At 72.6% G+C, this 15,566-nt stretch carries 15 protein-coding genes and 1 pseudogene; 6 read left to right on the forward strand and 10 right to left on the reverse strand.

From position 1 onward, the window contains the following. Positions 1-10 precede the first annotated feature (10 nt). Positions 11-592, forward strand: a complete 582-nt coding sequence (locus VF330_RS36160; protein WP_330856241.1) for a serine O-acetyltransferase — start codon at positions 11-13, stop codon at positions 590-592. On the opposite strand, the gene VF330_RS36165 is transcribed toward VF330_RS36160, so the two are convergent. The 7 genes from VF330_RS36165 to gmd all read right to left on the reverse strand — a co-directional run bounded on the left by VF330_RS36165 (position 556) and on the right by gmd (position 8,296). After that, a complete protein-coding gene (locus VF330_RS36165) occupies positions 556-1,416 on the reverse strand; it encodes an FkbM family methyltransferase (protein WP_330856242.1) in 861 nt (286 codons plus the stop codon). The genes VF330_RS36160 and VF330_RS36165 overlap by 37 nt on opposite strands. Next, positions 1,413-2,159 (reverse strand): FkbM family methyltransferase, encoded by a 747-nt coding sequence (locus tag VF330_RS36170; RefSeq protein WP_330856243.1) that lies wholly within the window; start codon positions 2,157-2,159, stop codon positions 1,413-1,415. Before VF330_RS36170 ends, VF330_RS36165 begins: the two co-directional genes overlap by 4 nt. A gap of 1,024 nt (positions 2,160-3,183) precedes the next feature. Further along, entirely contained in the window at positions 3,184-4,632 is a 1,449-nt protein-coding gene (locus VF330_RS36175) for a hypothetical protein (RefSeq protein ID WP_330856244.1), read from the reverse strand. Next, positions 4,629-5,297: a hypothetical protein gene (locus tag VF330_RS36180; RefSeq protein WP_330856245.1), complete on the reverse strand. Its 669-nt coding sequence runs from the start codon at positions 5,295-5,297 to the stop codon at positions 4,629-4,631. The genes VF330_RS36175 and VF330_RS36180 overlap by 4 nt, the downstream gene beginning before the upstream one ends. Beyond that, on the reverse strand, positions 5,278-6,075 hold the full coding sequence (locus tag VF330_RS36185; RefSeq protein ID WP_330856246.1) for a glycosyltransferase: 798 nt from the start codon (positions 6,073-6,075) through the stop codon (positions 5,278-5,280). Before VF330_RS36185 ends, VF330_RS36180 begins: the two co-directional genes overlap by 20 nt. A gap of 14 nt (positions 6,076-6,089) precedes the next feature. Then, complete coding sequence (locus VF330_RS36190) at positions 6,090-7,247, reverse strand: glycosyltransferase (protein ID WP_330856247.1); 1,158 nt, start codon at positions 7,245-7,247, stop codon at positions 6,090-6,092. After that, complete coding sequence (gmd, locus tag VF330_RS36195; protein ID WP_330856248.1) at positions 7,247-8,296, reverse strand: GDP-mannose 4,6-dehydratase; 1,050 nt, start codon at positions 8,294-8,296, stop codon at positions 7,247-7,249. Before gmd ends, VF330_RS36190 begins: the two co-directional genes overlap by 1 nt. 145 nt (positions 8,297-8,441) lie before the next feature. Here gmd and VF330_RS36200 point away from each other — a divergent pair, with 145 nt between their 5' ends. Genes VF330_RS36200 through VF330_RS36215 form a run of 4 tightly spaced genes read left to right on the forward strand, consistent with a single transcriptional unit; the run spans position 8,442 to position 11,483 of the window. Continuing rightward, a complete protein-coding gene (locus tag VF330_RS36200) occupies positions 8,442-9,392 on the forward strand; it encodes a GDP-L-fucose synthase (protein WP_330856249.1) in 951 nt (316 codons plus the stop codon). Beyond that, the gene (locus tag VF330_RS36205) at positions 9,392-10,624 is read left to right on the forward strand and encodes a glycosyltransferase family 4 protein (RefSeq protein WP_330856250.1); all 1,233 of its coding nucleotides are present in this window, start codon (positions 9,392-9,394) and stop codon (positions 10,622-10,624) included. The genes VF330_RS36200 and VF330_RS36205 overlap by 1 nt, the downstream gene beginning before the upstream one ends. Continuing rightward, the gene (locus VF330_RS36210) at positions 10,621-11,160 is read left to right on the forward strand and encodes a hypothetical protein (protein WP_330856251.1); all 540 of its coding nucleotides are present in this window, start codon (positions 10,621-10,623) and stop codon (positions 11,158-11,160) included. The genes VF330_RS36205 and VF330_RS36210 overlap by 4 nt, the downstream gene beginning before the upstream one ends. Then, positions 11,157-11,483: a hypothetical protein gene (locus VF330_RS36215; RefSeq protein ID WP_330856252.1), complete on the forward strand. Its 327-nt coding sequence runs from the start codon at positions 11,157-11,159 to the stop codon at positions 11,481-11,483. The genes VF330_RS36210 and VF330_RS36215 overlap by 4 nt, the downstream gene beginning before the upstream one ends. On the opposite strand, the gene VF330_RS36220 is transcribed toward VF330_RS36215, so the two are convergent. Further along, positions 11,387-12,391 (reverse strand): LCP family protein, encoded by a 1,005-nt coding sequence (locus tag VF330_RS36220; protein ID WP_330856253.1) that lies wholly within the window; start codon positions 12,389-12,391, stop codon positions 11,387-11,389. The two genes, VF330_RS36215 and VF330_RS36220, sit on opposite strands and share 97 nt — an antisense overlap. 93 nt (positions 12,392-12,484) lie before the next feature. Between VF330_RS36220 and VF330_RS36225 the strand changes: the two genes are divergently transcribed. Continuing rightward, positions 12,485-13,855, forward strand: a complete 1,371-nt coding sequence (locus tag VF330_RS36225) for a sugar transferase (protein WP_330856254.1) — start codon at positions 12,485-12,487, stop codon at positions 13,853-13,855. Here the strand turns inward: VF330_RS36225 and VF330_RS36230 are convergent. After that, positions 13,849-15,258, reverse strand: a complete 1,410-nt coding sequence (locus tag VF330_RS36230) for a polysaccharide biosynthesis tyrosine autokinase (protein ID WP_330856255.1) — start codon at positions 15,256-15,258, stop codon at positions 13,849-13,851. The two genes, VF330_RS36225 and VF330_RS36230, sit on opposite strands and share 7 nt — an antisense overlap. 49 nt (positions 15,259-15,307) lie before the next feature. Further along, positions 15,308-15,566 (reverse strand): annotated as a pseudogene (locus tag VF330_RS36235) (hypothetical protein); the annotation flags it as partial.

The following is a 15,566-nucleotide window of genomic DNA, read 5'->3' on the forward strand; positions in this document are numbered from 1 at the left end:
AAGGGGACAGATGTCACCGACCTTCCGATCCGTCTGGGCCGCCGACGTCGCCGCGGCGACCGGCACCCCCACCAGCTCGGCCGTCCGGGTCGTCTGGTTGCTGCTGACGCGTCCCGGCGTGCTCGCCGTGTTCCTGTTGCGGGTGCAGCAGGCGCTGCACGCGCGTCCCGCCCTGCGGCCCGCCGCGCACCTGGTGCGCTCGTTCGCCCACTTCGCCACCGGGGCGGACTTCGTGCCGGGCTGCCGGGTCGGTCCGGGACTGCGGCTGGAACACCCGGGAGGGGTCGTCCTCGGCGCGGGTGCGGTGGTCGGCAGGGACGGGTTCATCTGCCAGCGCGTCACTCTCGGCGAACGGCTCGGGCGCGGGGACGGGCACGACTACCCGGTGGTCGGCGACGGTGTGTTCCTCGGCGCCGGCGCGACCGTCCTCGGCCCGGTGCGCATCGGTGACCGCTCAACCGTGGGTGCCGGAGCGGTGGTGATGCACGACGTGCCCGGTGGCGCGCTGGCGGTCGGGGTCCCCGCGCGCACGGTGACGCGGGTCGCACAGGTAGGTCACGCTCCGGCTCCGGCGGTGAAGAAGGTGTTGTAGGGCAGCACTCCCGGGACCACGAGCCTGCGGTACCCGTGCGGTGCCAGTACTTCCCGCACCGCACGGACCGACTCGGCCGTCGGCGTCTCCACCATCAGCAGCGGGCGGTCACGGCGCAGCACCTCGTCCGCCCCGGCGATCACGTCGGTCTCGGCGCCCTCCACGTCGACCTTCATCGCGTCGACCCTGGGCCGCCCCGCCTCGTGCCACCGCTCGTCGACCGTGGTCACCTCGCAGGTGTGCACCGACGACCGGCCGGACGAGCCCTCCAGCCGGTGGACCCGGTGGGCGAACGCGTCGTCGTCGGTGAGCACGAACCCGGCGGTGCCGGCGGCCCGTCCCGCCGCCGCCCGGATGACCCGCACGTTCGAGCACCCGGCCCGGCGCACGTTGTCCGCGAGGCGCTGCGAGGTGACGGGCAGCGGTTCGAAGGCCCACACCTGCGCCTGCGGCCGGTGCAGGCCCAGCAGCAGCGAGAACCAGCCGATGTTCGCTCCGACGTCGACGAACACCCCGCCCGGCCTCGTCGCGCGGGCCAGCACCTCGACCTCGCGGTGCTCGTAGCCGGCCGCGATCAGCGACGCCCTGGCCATCGCGCCGCCGGGGTCGAGCTCGATGGACACCCCCGGCGCGAGCTCGGCGGTGACGGCGGGCAGCGACCTCGCGGGCAGCAGCACGTCCAGCGCCTTCAGCACGGGCATCCGCAGGTTTCCCCGCGTCACCGACACGTGCAGCGACGCCAGCGCCAGCGTCGCGCGGGAACGCCACCGGCCGGCGGGCGCACCGCCGCCGAGGACGAACCGCGGCCTCGGCAGGGCGCTCACGGCCGCACCAGGTCCTGCCGCACGAAGATCCCGTCGCACTGCAGCATCCGGCCGGTGCGCACGTCCCGGAAGCCCGGTTCGATCGACCACAGGCCGAACCCCCTGCCGGACAGGAGCTCCACCAGCTCTCCCATCAACGGCTGTCCGGTGTAGAGCGGGACCAGCGACAGCTCCAGCTGCACCGCGACGACGCGGTCGAGCGACCTGTCCGCACCGGCCAGCACCTCGCCCTCGTAGCCCTGCACGTCGATCTTGAGCAGCGTCTCGGCCGCCGTCTCGTCGTCGAGGAGGTCGTCGACCGTCGTCAGCGGCGCCTCCTCCACCCCGACGTACACCGACTCCGGCGCCGCGTCGGCGTGGCTGGGCAGCATGTCCAGCACCGACGACGAGTAAGAGTTCCCCGCCACGTGGACGGTGATCGTGCCGCGCTCCCGTCCCAGCGCGGTGCGCACGACGTGCCACCGCGGATCTGTTCTGGCCGACGCGCGCAGCTGTGCGCACGGCTCGGCGAGCGGTTCGCAGGAGATGATCCGGCCCTGGTAGCCGCCGGAGCGGATGAGCTTCGCGTACTGGCCTGAGTTGGCTCCCACGTCCAGCACCGTCCGCACGCCGGTCTGCTCGCACAGCCGGGCGAGCCTGCGGGCGAACGGGTCGCGGGTGACCTCGAACCCCGCCCGTGCCGCCGTCCTCCTGACGGCGGAGCGCACGAACGCGGGCACGAGCTGTCCCGTTGAAGTCGGCATACTGCACCACGTCCTTCGATGAGGCGAAAAACGTTCTGCGGCAGGAACTCCGCCGTCGAGTGTGGACACAATCACGAGCGTGTCGCATCCCGGAGTCTCGTCCCTGACCCGTTCGGGTGGAAACCACCCGGCGTTGCTCGGCGCGGTGGTACGACTGGGCGGAGGACAGCTCTGCGCGCAGGCCCTCACCGGCGTGCAGCTCGTCCTGCTGGCCCGCACCGCGTCCGCGGCCGGCTTCGGCGCGGCGGCACTGTGGTACGGGGTGGCCTCGATGCTGGTGCCCCTGGTGGACCTCGGCGCCTGCACGCGAATGCTGCGCGACGGCGGCAGGCGGTCCGACGGCGCCTCGGCCGGGGTGTTCCGGATGTTGTTGCTGCGCAAGACGGTGCTGCTCTCCGCGGTGCTCCTCGTGGCGACGACCGCGCTCGCGTTCGCCGGACTGCCACCGCTGCTGCTCGCTCTGGCGGCCTCGTACGGCCTGCTGCGGGCGGCCCTGCTGCTCGTGCAGGCCCGGTGGCAGCTGCGCGGGCGGGCCGGGGTCTCGGCGGCGCTCGCGGTGTGCGAGCGGTTCGTCGCCTTGGTCGTCGGAACAGGCCTGCTCTTCGTGCCCGGTCTACCTGCGGCCGCCGCGCTGCTGGGTGGTCTGGTGTGCGGAAGTGTGGTGGCACTTGGCTGTTCCGGCACGCTCGGGATCGCCGGGAGCACGCCCATCCCGACGGAGAACCCGCTGGGTTACGGGATCCGGTTCGCGGGAGTCGCCGTGGCGGGCAACCTCGTGCTGCTGGACACCGCGGTCGTCACGGCGGTGGCGGGCGTGGAGCAGGCGGGCCTGTACTCGCTCGGCGCCCGGCTGCTCGGACCGCTGCTGGTGCTGGTGTCCGCGGCGGGCACGGCGGCGCTGCCCGCGCTGTCGGCCGGAACCCGTGCGGCGACACGGGTTCTGGTGCTGGCGGGCGTGTTCTCCGCTGCCCTGGTGGCGCTTCTGGCCGTGTGCGCGCCCTGGATCGTCCCGCTCGTGGCCGGGTCACGGTTCACCGACGCCGTGCCCGCGCTCCGGTGGTACCTGTTCGCGACCCTCTTCGTCGTGGTGGCCCAGCTGCTGGTGCTGGCCGCCCAGGCGCGTGGCGACGAGACCGCGATGAGCGTGCTGCTGCCCGCGGGAGCGTTGCTGGGCCTGTGCGGACTCGGGATCGGCGGCTGGTTCGGCGGAGCCGTCGGTGCGGCCCAGGGCCACGCCGTCGCGTGCGTCGTCGTCACCGCCGCGATCGCGGTGCGCTACCGCGGTCAACGCCAGCGCGAGCGCCAGCGCGATGTGCCCGCGGGTGGTGTCGCCCAGCGGTGAGAACAGCACGTGCCACAACGCCATCACGACCACGAACAGCTCGGCGATGCGTCCGCCGCGCAGGGCCCGGACGATCCCGCCGCCCAGCAGCACCATCGCCAGCAGCCAGAACGGGAGCGCCGCCAGCCCGGCCGTCGCCCAGGACCCCAGCACGGTCGAGTGCAGGTACAGGGTCGCGGGATGGACGAACGTGAGCACGTCGTACGCCTCCAGCGGGTAGTCGTGCGCCCGCAGCCAGCTCACCGCCTCCGCCTTCACCTCGGCGGGCACGACGGCACCGGGACCCCAGCCGAGCACGGGCCGTTCGGACACGGCCGCGAGGAGGAACACGAAGTCCTTGCGGCCGCCCACGAGCAGCCCGAGGTCGCCGTCCTGGAACCCCACCTTGATCTGCTGCTCCGCGCCGAGCGCCCCGCTGGTCGCGAGGGTCGTGTAGGTCTGCTGGAGCACGAGCGCGCCGGCGACGGCGGCGACGACGAGCAGCGCGGCCCTCGCCCGGCCCAGGCGCCGGCGCGACAGCGGCGCGAGCAGCGTGCCCAGCAGGGCGACGAACGTGACCAGGGCGAGGATGCGCGACCCGACCGCCAGGTGCCCGGCCGTGAGCACGAGCAGCAGCAGGGGCAGCGCGTACCGGCGGCTGTGCGCGGAGAACCGTTCCGCGGCCAGCAGGACGAGCAGCGTGACCGCCTGTCCCCCGCCGAACTTCCACAGGTCGAGCCCCGCCGCCGACGCCGGCGTCACGAACAGCCCGACCAGCTGCCCCCACGCGAACCCGAGCAGCAGCGCCCGGCGCGGCCCCGCCGGGTCCGCCTCCCGGTCGCGCGGCGCCAGCACCAGGCAGAGCAGGCCGGTCGTGACGACCAGCGCGACCACGCTCGCGAAGGCGCGCACCACTGCGGCGGCCGGGCCGGGGAGCACGAGCTGACTGACCACCAGGCCCGCGAACCAGCAGCCCGCGGCGAGGACCAGCGCCGGGCCGCGGCGGTACCGCGACACCGCGACCAGGCAGGGTGGCGCCAGCAGCACGGCGGCGAGCTCCGTCACGGAGATCCGCCCGCCCAGCGGCAGGAACAACCAGAGCCCCGCACCCGCGCCGACGGCGCCCAGCAGGCCGGTCCTGGCGGCCGTCACCTGCCGATCCACGCTCGGGTGCGGTGGAAGTAGGCGCCGTCGATCTCCCGGATCGGTTTCGCCGGAACGCCTCCGAACAACGTGTTCGCGCGGTAGGTCTGCCCGATCGCGGTGACGCTGCCCGCTGCCAGCACGGCCCGCGGCTCCAGGCGGCACCCGGCCATCAGCAGGCAGTTGGTGCTGAGGAACGCGTGCTCGGCCAGCACCGCCGGTGCCGTGGTCTGCTTGCCGGTCTCCAGGTCGACGGTGTGCGTCAGCACGGTGCAGCGCACGCCGGCGATCGAGGCGAAGCTGCCCAGCAGCAACCCGCCGGACGCGTCGACGTAGTGCCGGCTGGTCATCACCGCGTGGTCCTCGATGCGCACGATGCCGTCGAGGCCGTGGCTGTCGTCCCGCAGCGAGGGCGCCGTCGAGAACCAGTTGAACTGTCCGATGATGGCGTCCGCGCCGATGTCCAGCGACCGCAGGCCGCGGAACGTGTTGCCGTGTCCCACCACGGAGCCCGCGCCCACGCGCACCGCCGTGCCGCCGAGGACCAGGCAGACGCCGATCCTCGCCGAGGGCGCGATGTCGTGGCCCAGCAGGACGAGCACGCGGTTCTTGAGCCGTCCCGGCGGGAGCAGCCAGCTCGCTGTCCGCACCAGGTCACGCACTCGGTTCAGCACGGGAAGACCACCTCTCTCGAAGCCGGGTGTAAGCAGGACCGAAACGCACGCGGGCGGTCGCGACACCGGCCGCGTGCCACGCCGTGCCCGCGACGGCGCGGACGACGTCGAGGTCGCTGCGGCGGCCGCGCCACCGCACGACCGCGCCCTCGGTGAAGAACCTGCGGCCGAGCCCGCCGGACTTGCTGGCGTCGTGGTAGCGCAGCGCGCCCAGCGGACGGGGGACGACGACCTGCGCGGTGTCCGCGAGCTTCAGCATCAGGTCGAAGTCCATGACATAGTGCAGGTCCCGGGAGTAGCCGCGCAGCAGGAGCAGCAGGTCGCGCCGCACCAGCATCGCGCCGGAGAACGCGTAGCACCCCTGCACCAGGAGGCGGCCGCGGTCGAGCTCCCGGGCGGGGCTCTCGCGGACCACCTCTCCCCCTCCGTCGACCAGGCGCCACCCGCCGACGACGACGTCCGGGAGGTGCGGCGCTCGCTCGATCTCCGCGCGCACCAGGTCGAAAGCGCCGGGCAGCACGAGGTCGTCGGCGTTGACCCACCAGACGTAGTCGCCCCGCGCGCGCTTCAACGCGCGGTTGAGCGCGTCGGACTGGCCACCGTCCTTTTCATGCACCACCAGCATCTTCGGCGTGCGCCCGGCATAGCTGTCGAGGACCTCGGCCGAGCCGTCGGTGGACAGGGCGTCCTGCACGATCAGCTCGTCCCGCGGCCCGAGCTGGTCCACGACGCTGTCCAGACACGGACGCAGATACCGCCCCGCGTTGAGACAGGGCATCAGCACACTCACCGCTACCACTGCGCGAACACCCCCTCGACCAGTTCCCCGTAGCGCCGGCTGACGCGGTCGGCGTCCAGCGCGTGGCGCGCCCAGTCCTGTCCGGCCTGGGCGACCTTCTCCCGCAGCCGTTCGTCGGTCAGCAGGCTCCGCAACGCCATCGCGGCCACCGCCGGGTGGCGGCGGGTGACCAGGGCGCCTCCCGCCGCCTCGAGCTCGTCGCCGAGGTAGACCTCGTCGCTCAGCAGCACCGCGCACCCCGCGGCGAGCGCCTCCGCGGTCGCGACGCTGAAGTTCTCGTTGTCGCTGAGCAGGGCGAACACGTCGGCCGCGGCAAGCAGTTCACGCCGCCGCCTCGGCTCGACCCAGCCGGTGAAGACGACCTTGCCGGGCGACCGGCGTGCCGATGCCCTGGCGCGCAACGACCTGTCCAGCTGGGGGTCGCCGACGCCGGCCACCACCAGCGTGTCGTCCGGCCCCGCCGCGAGGTCGAACGCCTCCAGCAGCAGCGGCAGCCCCTTCTTCCGGTCGATGCGGCCCAGGAACAGCACCACCCGACCGTGCAACGGCAGACCGCACGCACGTCTCGCGCGTTCCTTCGACCCGCAGGCCGTGACGGGGACCGCGGCCGGCAGGGGCAACGGCAGCACCTCCCGGCGCGTTCCCGCTCCGAAGTCCTCCAGCCGGTCGGCCTCCCGCTGGGTGGTGCACATGACCGCCGACGCACCGGCGACGCTCTCCCTCCACAGTGGAGCGAGCCGCCGTTTCGCCCACCCGTGCTCGCGGAGGTCGTAGGGGTCGAGACTGCCGTGCGGCCAGAGCAGGTACGGCACGGCGTACCTGCGGGCGGTCCGGCCGCACAGGTGCGCGGTCAGGTCGAACACGCCGTGCACGACGACGAGGTCGTGCTGGGGAACCAGCCGGGCCAGCGTCGACCTCAGCCTGCCGGAGCCGTGGAACCTCCCGGACACCCGGCCCGGTGGCAGCATCTCGACGTCGAAGCACGACGACAGCTCGCCCAGCAGCCGGTCGCCCTCCTCCGGGCGGTGCAGGCTCACCAGCGTGGCGTCGTGGCCCAGCCTGCTCTCGACGTGGCCGAGAGTTCCGACCGCCGACGAGACACCTCCGTACCGGTCGCCGACGCTCGCGACCGCGTGCAGCACCCTGAGCATCAGTGCCGGACGATCTGCGAGTCCGCGTGCGCGCCCGACCGCGGCAGGGGCGGGCTGATCCCGGCGCCGCGGTGCAGTTCGAGCTCGCGCACGTCCGCCTCGATCATGATGCGGGCGAGCTCCTCGCCGTGCGTGCGCGCCGTCCACCCCAGCTTCTCGGCGGCCTTGCGGCTGTCGCCGATCAGGGCGTTCACCTCGACCGGACGCAGGTAGCGCTCGTCGAAGCGCACGTGGTCGCGCCAGTCGAGGCCCACCGCGCCGAAGGCGTAGCCGAGGAAGTCCCTGACCGTGCAGGAGGTCCCGGTCGCCACGACGTAGTCCTCCGGCTCGTCCTGCTGCATCATCAGCCACATCGCCTCGACGTACTCCGGGGCGTACCCCCAGTCCCGCACGGCGTCGAGGTTGCCGAGGTAGAGGGCCTTCTGCTCACCCGCCCGGATGCGCGCCGCGGCCCTGGTGATCTTGCGCGTCACAAAGGTCTCGCCCCGCCTCGGACTTTCGTGGTTGAAGAGGATTCCGTTCACGGCGTACATTCCGTAGCCCTCGCGGTAGTTGCGCGTCACCCAGTAGGCATAGGTCTTGGCCGCGGCATACGGCGACTGGGGACGAAACGGAGATTCCTCGTTCTGCGGTGGCGGGGTCCCACCGAACATCTCGGAACTCGAAGCCTGGTAGAACCGGCACGGCAGATCAACCATTCGGATGGTTTCCAGCAGCCGCACCGTACCCAGTCCGGTGGTGTCCCCGGTGAACACGGGTTCGTCGAAACTCACCCGGACGTGGCTCTGCGCGGCGAGGTGGTACACCTCATCAGGCACGATGCTGGACAGCAGGTTGGCCAGACGGCAACCATCCGTGAGATCGCCGTAGTGCAGCGTGAGCCGTCCGGGTTCCGCCACCGGGTCGCTGTAAAGGTGGTCGATTCTCTGCGTGCCGAACGAGCTCGACCTGCGGATGATTCCGTGAACTTCGTATCCTTTGGCGAGCAGCAGTTCGGTGAGGTAGCTTCCGTCCTGTCCGGAGATTCCAGTGACCAGGGCAGTTTTCATGCGATCTCCCGGATTGTCGACTCACGCGTCGTCTTCCCATCACGGCCTCCCGGACATCATCGGCGGATACTTCGGCGGCCAGCGACCCGAGCATCAGCAAGTTCACACAAAAGAATCATTTTTCGACCGCCGGAGGGGATGCCGAATGCACAGCCCGCTCAACCGCGACGTTCCGGTCTACGTCGCCGGCCACACCGGACTGGTGGGCTCGGCCTGCGTGAGGCTCCTGCGCAGGCGCGGGTTCACGAGGGTGATCACCGCGCCGTCGGCGGAGCTCGACCTCCGCGACCACGAGGCCACCGCCCGGTTCCTGCGCACGCACCGGCCGGAGGTGGTGCTGCTGGCGGCCGCGCGGGTGGGGGGCATCGCGGCCAACCACGCGGCGCCGGCCGACTTCCTCAGCGACAACCTCCGCATCCAGCTGTCCGTCATGGACGCCGCCCGCGCGCTCCGGGTGCCGCGACTGCTGTTCCTGGGCTCCTCCTGCATCTACCCGCGCGACTGTCCACAACCGATCCACGAGTCCGCGCTGCTGAGCGGCCCGCTCGAACCGACCAACGAGGCCTACGCGATCGCCAAGATCGCGGGCGTGACGCAGGTCCGCTCGATCCGCCGGCAGGACGGCCTGCCGTGGATCTCGGCCATGCCCACCAACCTCTACGGCCCCGGCGACAGCTTCGACCTGGAACGATCGCACGTGCTGCCCGCGCTGCTGCGCAAGTTCGACGACGCCGTCCGCGACGGCGCGGACACCGTGACGGTGTGGGGCACCGGCACTCCCCGCCGGGAGTTCCTCCACGTCGACGACCTGGCCGAAGCCTGCCTGACCCTGCTGGAACGCTACGACGACGACAGCCCGGTCAACGTCGGCACCGGCGAGGACCTGACCATCGCAGCACTCGCCGAGCTCGTCGCCGCCACCGTCGGCTTCCGGGGCCGGATCGCGTTCGACCCGCGCCGGCCGGACGGCACCCCGCGCAAGGTCCTCGACGTCAGCACGATCCGCGCGCTCGGCTGGGCGCCGCGGATCGGTCTCGCCGAAGGACTGCGCAGCACTCATGCCTGGTACCGCGGCGTCCAAGAGGTGACGGTCTGATGAAGGTGGTCATGGTGGGGCTCAACTACGAGCCCGAGCACGCGGGGATCGCCCCGTACACGACCGGCACCGCGCGGGCGCTCGCCGAGGCCGGGCACGACGTGCACGTCGTCACCGGATTCCCGTACTACCCGCAGTGGCGCACTGCGGACGACTACCGCGGCCTGAGCGCCGGTCTGGTCCGCAGACTCGCAGACGGCCCGGTACGACTTACCCGGCTGAGGCACTACGTGCCGTCCAGCTCCACCGGCATCGGCCGGATCGCGCACGAGGCCTCGTTCGCCGCGCACGCCTGGCTGCGCACGCGCGGCCGGGAGCTGCGCGACGCCGACGTGGTGATCGGCGTGAGCCCGTCGCTGCTCTCGCTGCTGGCCGCGCGCAGCCTCGCCGCGCGGACGGGAGCCGCGTTCGGCGTTGTCGTGCAGGACCTCTACGCGTCGGTCACCAGCGAGGTCGGTGCGCTGGGCGGCCGGGGCGGCTCGCAGGTCGCGCGACTGGAAGCGAGCCTGCTGCGGGCGGCCGACGGGGTCGTGACGGTCCACGAGAGGTTCAGCGACGTCCTGCGCACGGTGCACGGTGTCGCCCCTGACCGCGTCACGGTCATCCGCAACTGGACGCACATCCCGCTGTCGTCCGATCCGGTGCCGGCACCGTGGCCGTCGGACACGGGAACCGTGGTGCTGCACGCGGGGAACATGGGCGCGAAGCAGGAGCTCGGCACGGTCGTGGACGCCGCGAGGCTCGCGGACCGCCGCGGCGACGACGTGCGGTTCGTGCTCATGGGCGACGGCGCGCGATGTGCCGAGCTGCGCCGCCAGACCGCCGGTGTGCGCCGGATCAGCGTGCTGCCACCGGTTCCCGACGAGGAGTTCGCGGGCGTGCTGGCCGCCGCCGACGTGCTGCTGGTGAACGAACGGCCAGGGTTGCGCTCGGTCTGCGTGCCGAGCAAGCTGACGTCCTACTTCGCCGCGGGCCGTCCGGTGCTCGCCGCGACCGAGGCGGACAGCCCCGCCAGTGCGGAACTGTCCGCCGCCGGCGCCGGGGTCCGCGTGGCACCCGGTGATCCCGCCGCGCTGCTCGACGCCGCGCTGCGGCTGGGACACGACTCGCCGCTGTGCGAACGCCTGGGCGGCAACGGCCGCAGGTACGCCGCCACGGAGCTGTGCCGGCAGCAGGCCGCCGAGCGGTACCGCGCCTGGGTCGCCGGTCTCGGTGCGCGAGGCCGCCGATGAGCGCGCCCCACTCGGTGCTGGTCCTGTGCACCGCCAACGTGTTCCGCTCACCGCTCGCGTCCCACCTGCTCGCCGCGACCGCGGGCACCGGGCTCGTGTTCTCCAGCGCCGGACTGAGGGCCAGGGAGGGCGACCCGGTGGCCGAGACGGTGCGGGACCTGCTGGTGCAGCGCGGAATCGACGTCTCGGGGTTCCGGTCCCGGCGGGTCACGGACGCGCTGCTCGCCGGCGCCGGCACCGTGATCGCCATGACCAGGGCGGAGCTGTCGGACGCGTTGCGGTTGCGACCGCGCGCGCTGTCGTCCGCGGTGACCCTGGGCGAACTGGCCGCCGCGGCGGACCACCTCGGCGAAGCGGAGTGGGACGCGCTGGTGTCCACGGCGATCGCGCGGCGCGGCACGACCGATGTCGAGGACCTGGTGGACCCGAGCGCGGCCGGGCCGAAGGTGACCTCGGACGTCGCCGCCCGGATCGTCGACCTGACCGACGCCATCGGCAGGAGCGCCGGAGCCGCGGTCACCGCGAGGCGGCGGTGAAGCCCGCGGCCGCGGTCGTCGCGGGACTGCTCCTCGCCGGCACCTGCGCGGTCCTGCTCGCGGCGGCGCTCGGCCTGGCGCGCCAGCCGTTGTGGTGGTGGTCGGGGTTGGGCCTCCTCGCCCTCACCAGCGGGGTGGCCGCGGTCGTCCGGGCACGGCGCGGCGCGCGCGGACGGGTCCCCGGCCTCGTGCTGCCGACGACACCGCTGCCTCGCGCGGCCGGTGATCAGGAGGGGGTGATCGTCAGTGGCAACGGGATCGGCTCACCGGCGCGCAACGCCTCCGCCACGGCCGCGAGGCGGTCGCGGTCCAGCTCCAGGTAGGCCTGGCCGTCGGCGGAGGTGCCGGACCCGGCGACCGGCGCGGTGTGGAACGAGACCGATCCGGAGGGCAGGGTCGCGATGTCGAAGAAGAGGGTGAGGAACGTGTCGTCGTCGAGGCCGGAGTCGGTGCTCACGTTCCTGCGCACCACCCCGAGCACCTTCTCCCGCAGCGCGCCGTCCGTCAGCGCCCGCGCGGCGATCTGCCTGCCCACCGCGGACAGCAGGACGTGCTGCCGGGTGATCCGGTCGATGTCGCCCCCGGGAAGTCCGTACCGCTGCCGCACGAACGTGAGCGCGCGGTCGCCCTGCAGCACCAGCCGTCCCGCGTCGAACGTGGTGCGCGTCAACGGGTCCGTCGACGCGGCGGGGTTGTCGACGGCGACGCCGCCGAGCGCGGTCGTCAGGTCGCGCACCGCGGCGAAGTCCACCACGACCACGTGGTCGATCCGGATGCCCGTCACCGCCTCGACGGTCCGGATCGTCAGCGGCACACCGCCGTAGGCGAGCGAGGCGTTGATCTTCGCCATGCCGTGGCCCGGGATCTCGACCCAGGAGTCGCGGGGCACGGACAGGACCTCGGCGCGGTGGTGGCCCTGCGGCAGGTGGGCGATGAGGATCGTGTCGGCCCGCTGCCCCGTGACGCCACCACCGGCGTCCGAGCCGAGGCGGATGTCACTTCCCAGCAGCAGCACCGTCTTCGGCGGTGCCGCGGCCACGGAGATGCGGACCCCCTCCGGCCGGTTCTCCATCCCGGCGAACACGTCGCTCCGCAGGTGCGTGACGCTCGCCGCGACCTCACGGCGCAGGTACCAGCCGTACCCGGTGAAGGTGACGGTGGCGAGAGTCGTCACCACGACCATCAACCTGCCCGCCCGCACAAGACCACGCCGTCCGGAGATGCCGCTCATGGCACGAACATGACCAGCGCTCTCCGCGGCTGTCAACCAGGCTTCCCCCATCAGGTGAAGCCGGAACGCCCTGGCAGAGAAGAGGATCCGACGATGTACGAACCTCCCTGGTGGACCAGGTACCGGCAGCTCCTGCTCGGCTCGGACGTGTTCGTCCTGCTCTGGGCGGTGGCCCTGGTCCCGGTCACGGCACCGGGTCAGACGGCCTGGCGGCAGGCGGCGACGGCGACTCTCATCGCCGCCCTCTGGTTCGCCGCACTCACGGCGTTCGGCTCCCGCACGCCTGCCGTTCTGGGCGACGGGCACGAGGAGTACCGGCGGGTGCTGGCGGCGTCCACGACGTTCTGGGGACTGGCCGCGATCATCGCCTACCTCCTCCGCTACGGCGAGGTGCGCGAGTACCTGCTCGCCGCGTTCCCCACGGGCGTCGTCGCGCTGGTCCTGTCGAGGTGGTTGTGGCGCCAGTGGTTGCACGCCCACCGGTGGTCGGGCCGCTGGTCGTCGCGCGTGCTGCTGGTGGGCGACCCCGGCCGCTTCCCCCACCTGGCGGACCAGCTCGACACCGTTCCCTGCGCGGGTTTCCGCGTCGTGGGCACGTGGTCCGATGAGGACACCGGGTCGCCGGCGGACTCGGCCAGGTCGGCACTGCGGTCGGCTCGCCGGCTGGGCGCGGACACCATCGCCGTGACCGGGGGCATCGGCGCCGGGTCGGATCTCCTGCGGCACCTGAGCTGGCTGCTCGAGGGGACGGAGACGCAGCTCGTCGTGGTGCCCGCGGCGATGGCCGTGGCGGAACCGCGCATCCACGCCCGGCCCGTGGCGGGACTTCCGGTGCTGGTGATCGAGCCCCCGCGCTTCACCGGCATCGCCCGGTTCGTCAAGCGCGTCGTCGACCTGGTCGCTTCCGCCACCGCTCTCGTGCTGCTGAGCCCGCTGGCTCTGGTGATCGCCGTGGCGGTCAAAGTGGACAGCACCGGGCCCGTCCTCTACCGGCAGACGCGATCCGGCCGGCACGGCAGGGAGTTCCAGGTCTGGAAGTTCCGGACCATGTCGCCGGGTGCCGACCTGCTCCAGCAGGAGCTCGCCGCGGGCAACGAGGCCGGCGGCCCGTTGTTCAAGATGCGGTCCGATCCCCGCGTGACCCGGCTGGGCAGGCACCTGCGCCGCTGGTCGCTCGACGAGCTGCCCCAGCTCGTCAACGTCCTCAGAGGACAGATGAGCCTGGTAGGTCCCCGTCCGCCGCTGCCGAGCGAGCTGCGCCGCTACGACCGCGACGTGCGCAGGCGGTTGCTGGTCAAACCGGGGATGACCGGCCTGTGGCAGATCAGCGGGCGGTCGGACCTCACCTGGCACGCGGGCGTGGAGCTCGACCTCTATTACGTGGAGAACTGGTCGTTCACGCTGGACCTGATCGTGCTGTGGAAGACCGCACGGGCGGTGCTGAGCTGCCGCGGGGCCTACTGACGGTCCGGGACGCGGGGAAGCGCCCGCCGGGTCCGCCGCCACCAGGTGAACCGGGCCCGGCCGGGCGTGCCGCCGTAGCGGTAGTAGCCGGGTTCCTGGCCGGACGGCGCGGGCGTCAGGTTCAGCACGGTGCCGACCACCCGCGCGCACACGGTCTCGAGAGCGCGCACCGACCGCTCCAGCTGGTCGCGGGTCGTGCGGCCGATCGCGGTGACGAGCAGGACCCCGGTGGCGCAGCGGGCGAGCAGGGCCGCGTCCGTCACCGGCAGCAGCGGCGGCGAGTCGATGATCACCAGGTCGAACCGGGTCTCCAGCTCGCCGATCAGCTTGCTGGTGGCGGGAGAGCCGAGCAGCTCGCTCGGGTTCGGCGGCAGCTCGCCGGCGGTGAGCACGTGCAGTCCCCCGTCCCAGCGCTGCAGGGCCTCGTCCAGGCCGATCCGGTCCAGCAGCACCGTCGTGAGACCGACGGTGTCGACCAGGCCGAGGTAGTGCGCGATGCGCGGCTGGCGGAGGTCGGCGTCGACCACGACGACCTTCATCCCGCTGTCGACGAGCGTCAGCGCCAGGTTCACCGCGGTGGTGCTCTTGCCCTCGTTCGGCATCGACGAGGTGATCACGACGGACCGCAGCTCGCCGACGGCCGACACGAACTGGAGGTTGGTGCGCAGCTTGCGGAACGCCTCCGCGCGCGAGCTCTGCTGGCTGCGCAGCAACGTCGGGTTCTGCGCGGCCTGCCGGTCGAACGGGATCTCGCCCAGCACCGCGCCGTTGACGCTCCTCGGCAGGTCCGCCTCGCCGCGCACGCGGGTGTCGGCGGCGTTGCGCACGAGCGCCGCCCCGACTCCGAGGACGAGCCCGCCCAGCACCCCGGCGCCCAGCGTCAGCGGGACCGACGGGAACACCGGCTTGTCCGGGACCGTCGCGCGGCGCACGAAGCTCACCGCGACCGGCGACGTGTCCGAGGTGGCCGTCTCCAGCTTGGTGATGACCTGGATCAGCGAGTCGCCGACCGCCGTGGCGATCGCGGCCGCCCTGCCCGCGTCCTCGTCGCGCACGGAGATGTCGAGGAGCACGGTGTCGAGCGGCGCCGACACGACGACGCGGGACGCCAGCTGGTCCGCGGTCTCGGTGAGCCCGAGCTTCGCGATCACCGGGTCGAGCACGCTCGGCGTGGCGACCACCTGGGCGTAGGTCTTCACGCGCTGCTGGCCGAAACTGCTGCCGGAGAACAGCTCCGCGGTGCCCTCACCCCGTGCGGTGGACACGAAGAGCTGGCTGTTGGCCTGGTACTGCGGCGTGGTGCCGCTCAGGAACACGACCGAGCCGATCAGCCCGAGCGCGAACCCCGACGCGATCATCCGCCACCGCCGGCGCAGCACGCGAAGGTAGTCGACAGGTCCCACTTCGATCCCCTTCGCCCTTACGTCTTCACTCAGGAGGTGTTGTGCGGCTTCAGGTCTTGGACTCGGTCTTGCGCCGCTGCGGCATCGACGCCGGTCCCGACGACCGTGGTTTGCCGGGCGCGGCGCGGCGCGGGCTGGGAGGCACCACGATCTCTTCGACCGGTGGCAATGGCGGTTCCTCCGGTTGCGGCTCGGCGGAGCTGTCGCGGGAGGACGGCGGCGCGACGCGGTTCTGCTCCCGGCCCAGAGGAGCGGACTCCATCAGGTTCCGGATGGTCGCCTCGACGCGCGCCAGGTCGCCGAGGATC

Origin of the sequence: Lentzea sp. (genome assembly GCF_036380075.1) — a bacterium.
Taxonomy (GTDB): domain Bacteria; phylum Actinomycetota; class Actinomycetes; order Mycobacteriales; family Pseudonocardiaceae; genus Lentzea.

Excerpts from the sequence above, each read along its gene's own strand:
- VF330_RS36160 (WP_330856241.1), top strand. The coding sequence starts at position 11 with ATGTCACCGACCTTCCGATCCGTCTGGGCCGCCGACGTCGCCGCGGCG.
- VF330_RS36170 (WP_330856243.1), bottom strand. The coding sequence starts at position 2,159 with ATGCCGACTTCAACGGGACAGCTCGTGCCCGCGTTCGTGCGCTCCGCC.
- VF330_RS36185 (WP_330856246.1), bottom strand. The coding sequence starts at position 6,075 with ATGCCCTGTCTCAACGCGGGGCGGTATCTGCGTCCGTGTCTGGACAGC.
- VF330_RS36190 (WP_330856247.1), bottom strand. The coding sequence starts at position 7,247 with ATGCTCAGGGTGCTGCACGCGGTCGCGAGCGTCGGCGACCGGTACGGA.
- gmd (WP_330856248.1), bottom strand. The coding sequence starts at position 8,296 with ATGAAAACTGCCCTGGTCACTGGAATCTCCGGACAGGACGGAAGCTAC.
- VF330_RS36200 (WP_330856249.1), top strand. The coding sequence starts at position 8,442 with ATGCACAGCCCGCTCAACCGCGACGTTCCGGTCTACGTCGCCGGCCAC.
- VF330_RS36205 (WP_330856250.1), top strand. The coding sequence starts at position 9,392 with ATGAAGGTGGTCATGGTGGGGCTCAACTACGAGCCCGAGCACGCGGGG.
- VF330_RS36210 (WP_330856251.1), top strand. The coding sequence starts at position 10,621 with ATGAGCGCGCCCCACTCGGTGCTGGTCCTGTGCACCGCCAACGTGTTC.
- VF330_RS36220 (WP_330856253.1), bottom strand. The coding sequence starts at position 12,391 with ATGAGCGGCATCTCCGGACGGCGTGGTCTTGTGCGGGCGGGCAGGTTG.
- VF330_RS36225 (WP_330856254.1), top strand. The coding sequence starts at position 12,485 with ATGTACGAACCTCCCTGGTGGACCAGGTACCGGCAGCTCCTGCTCGGC.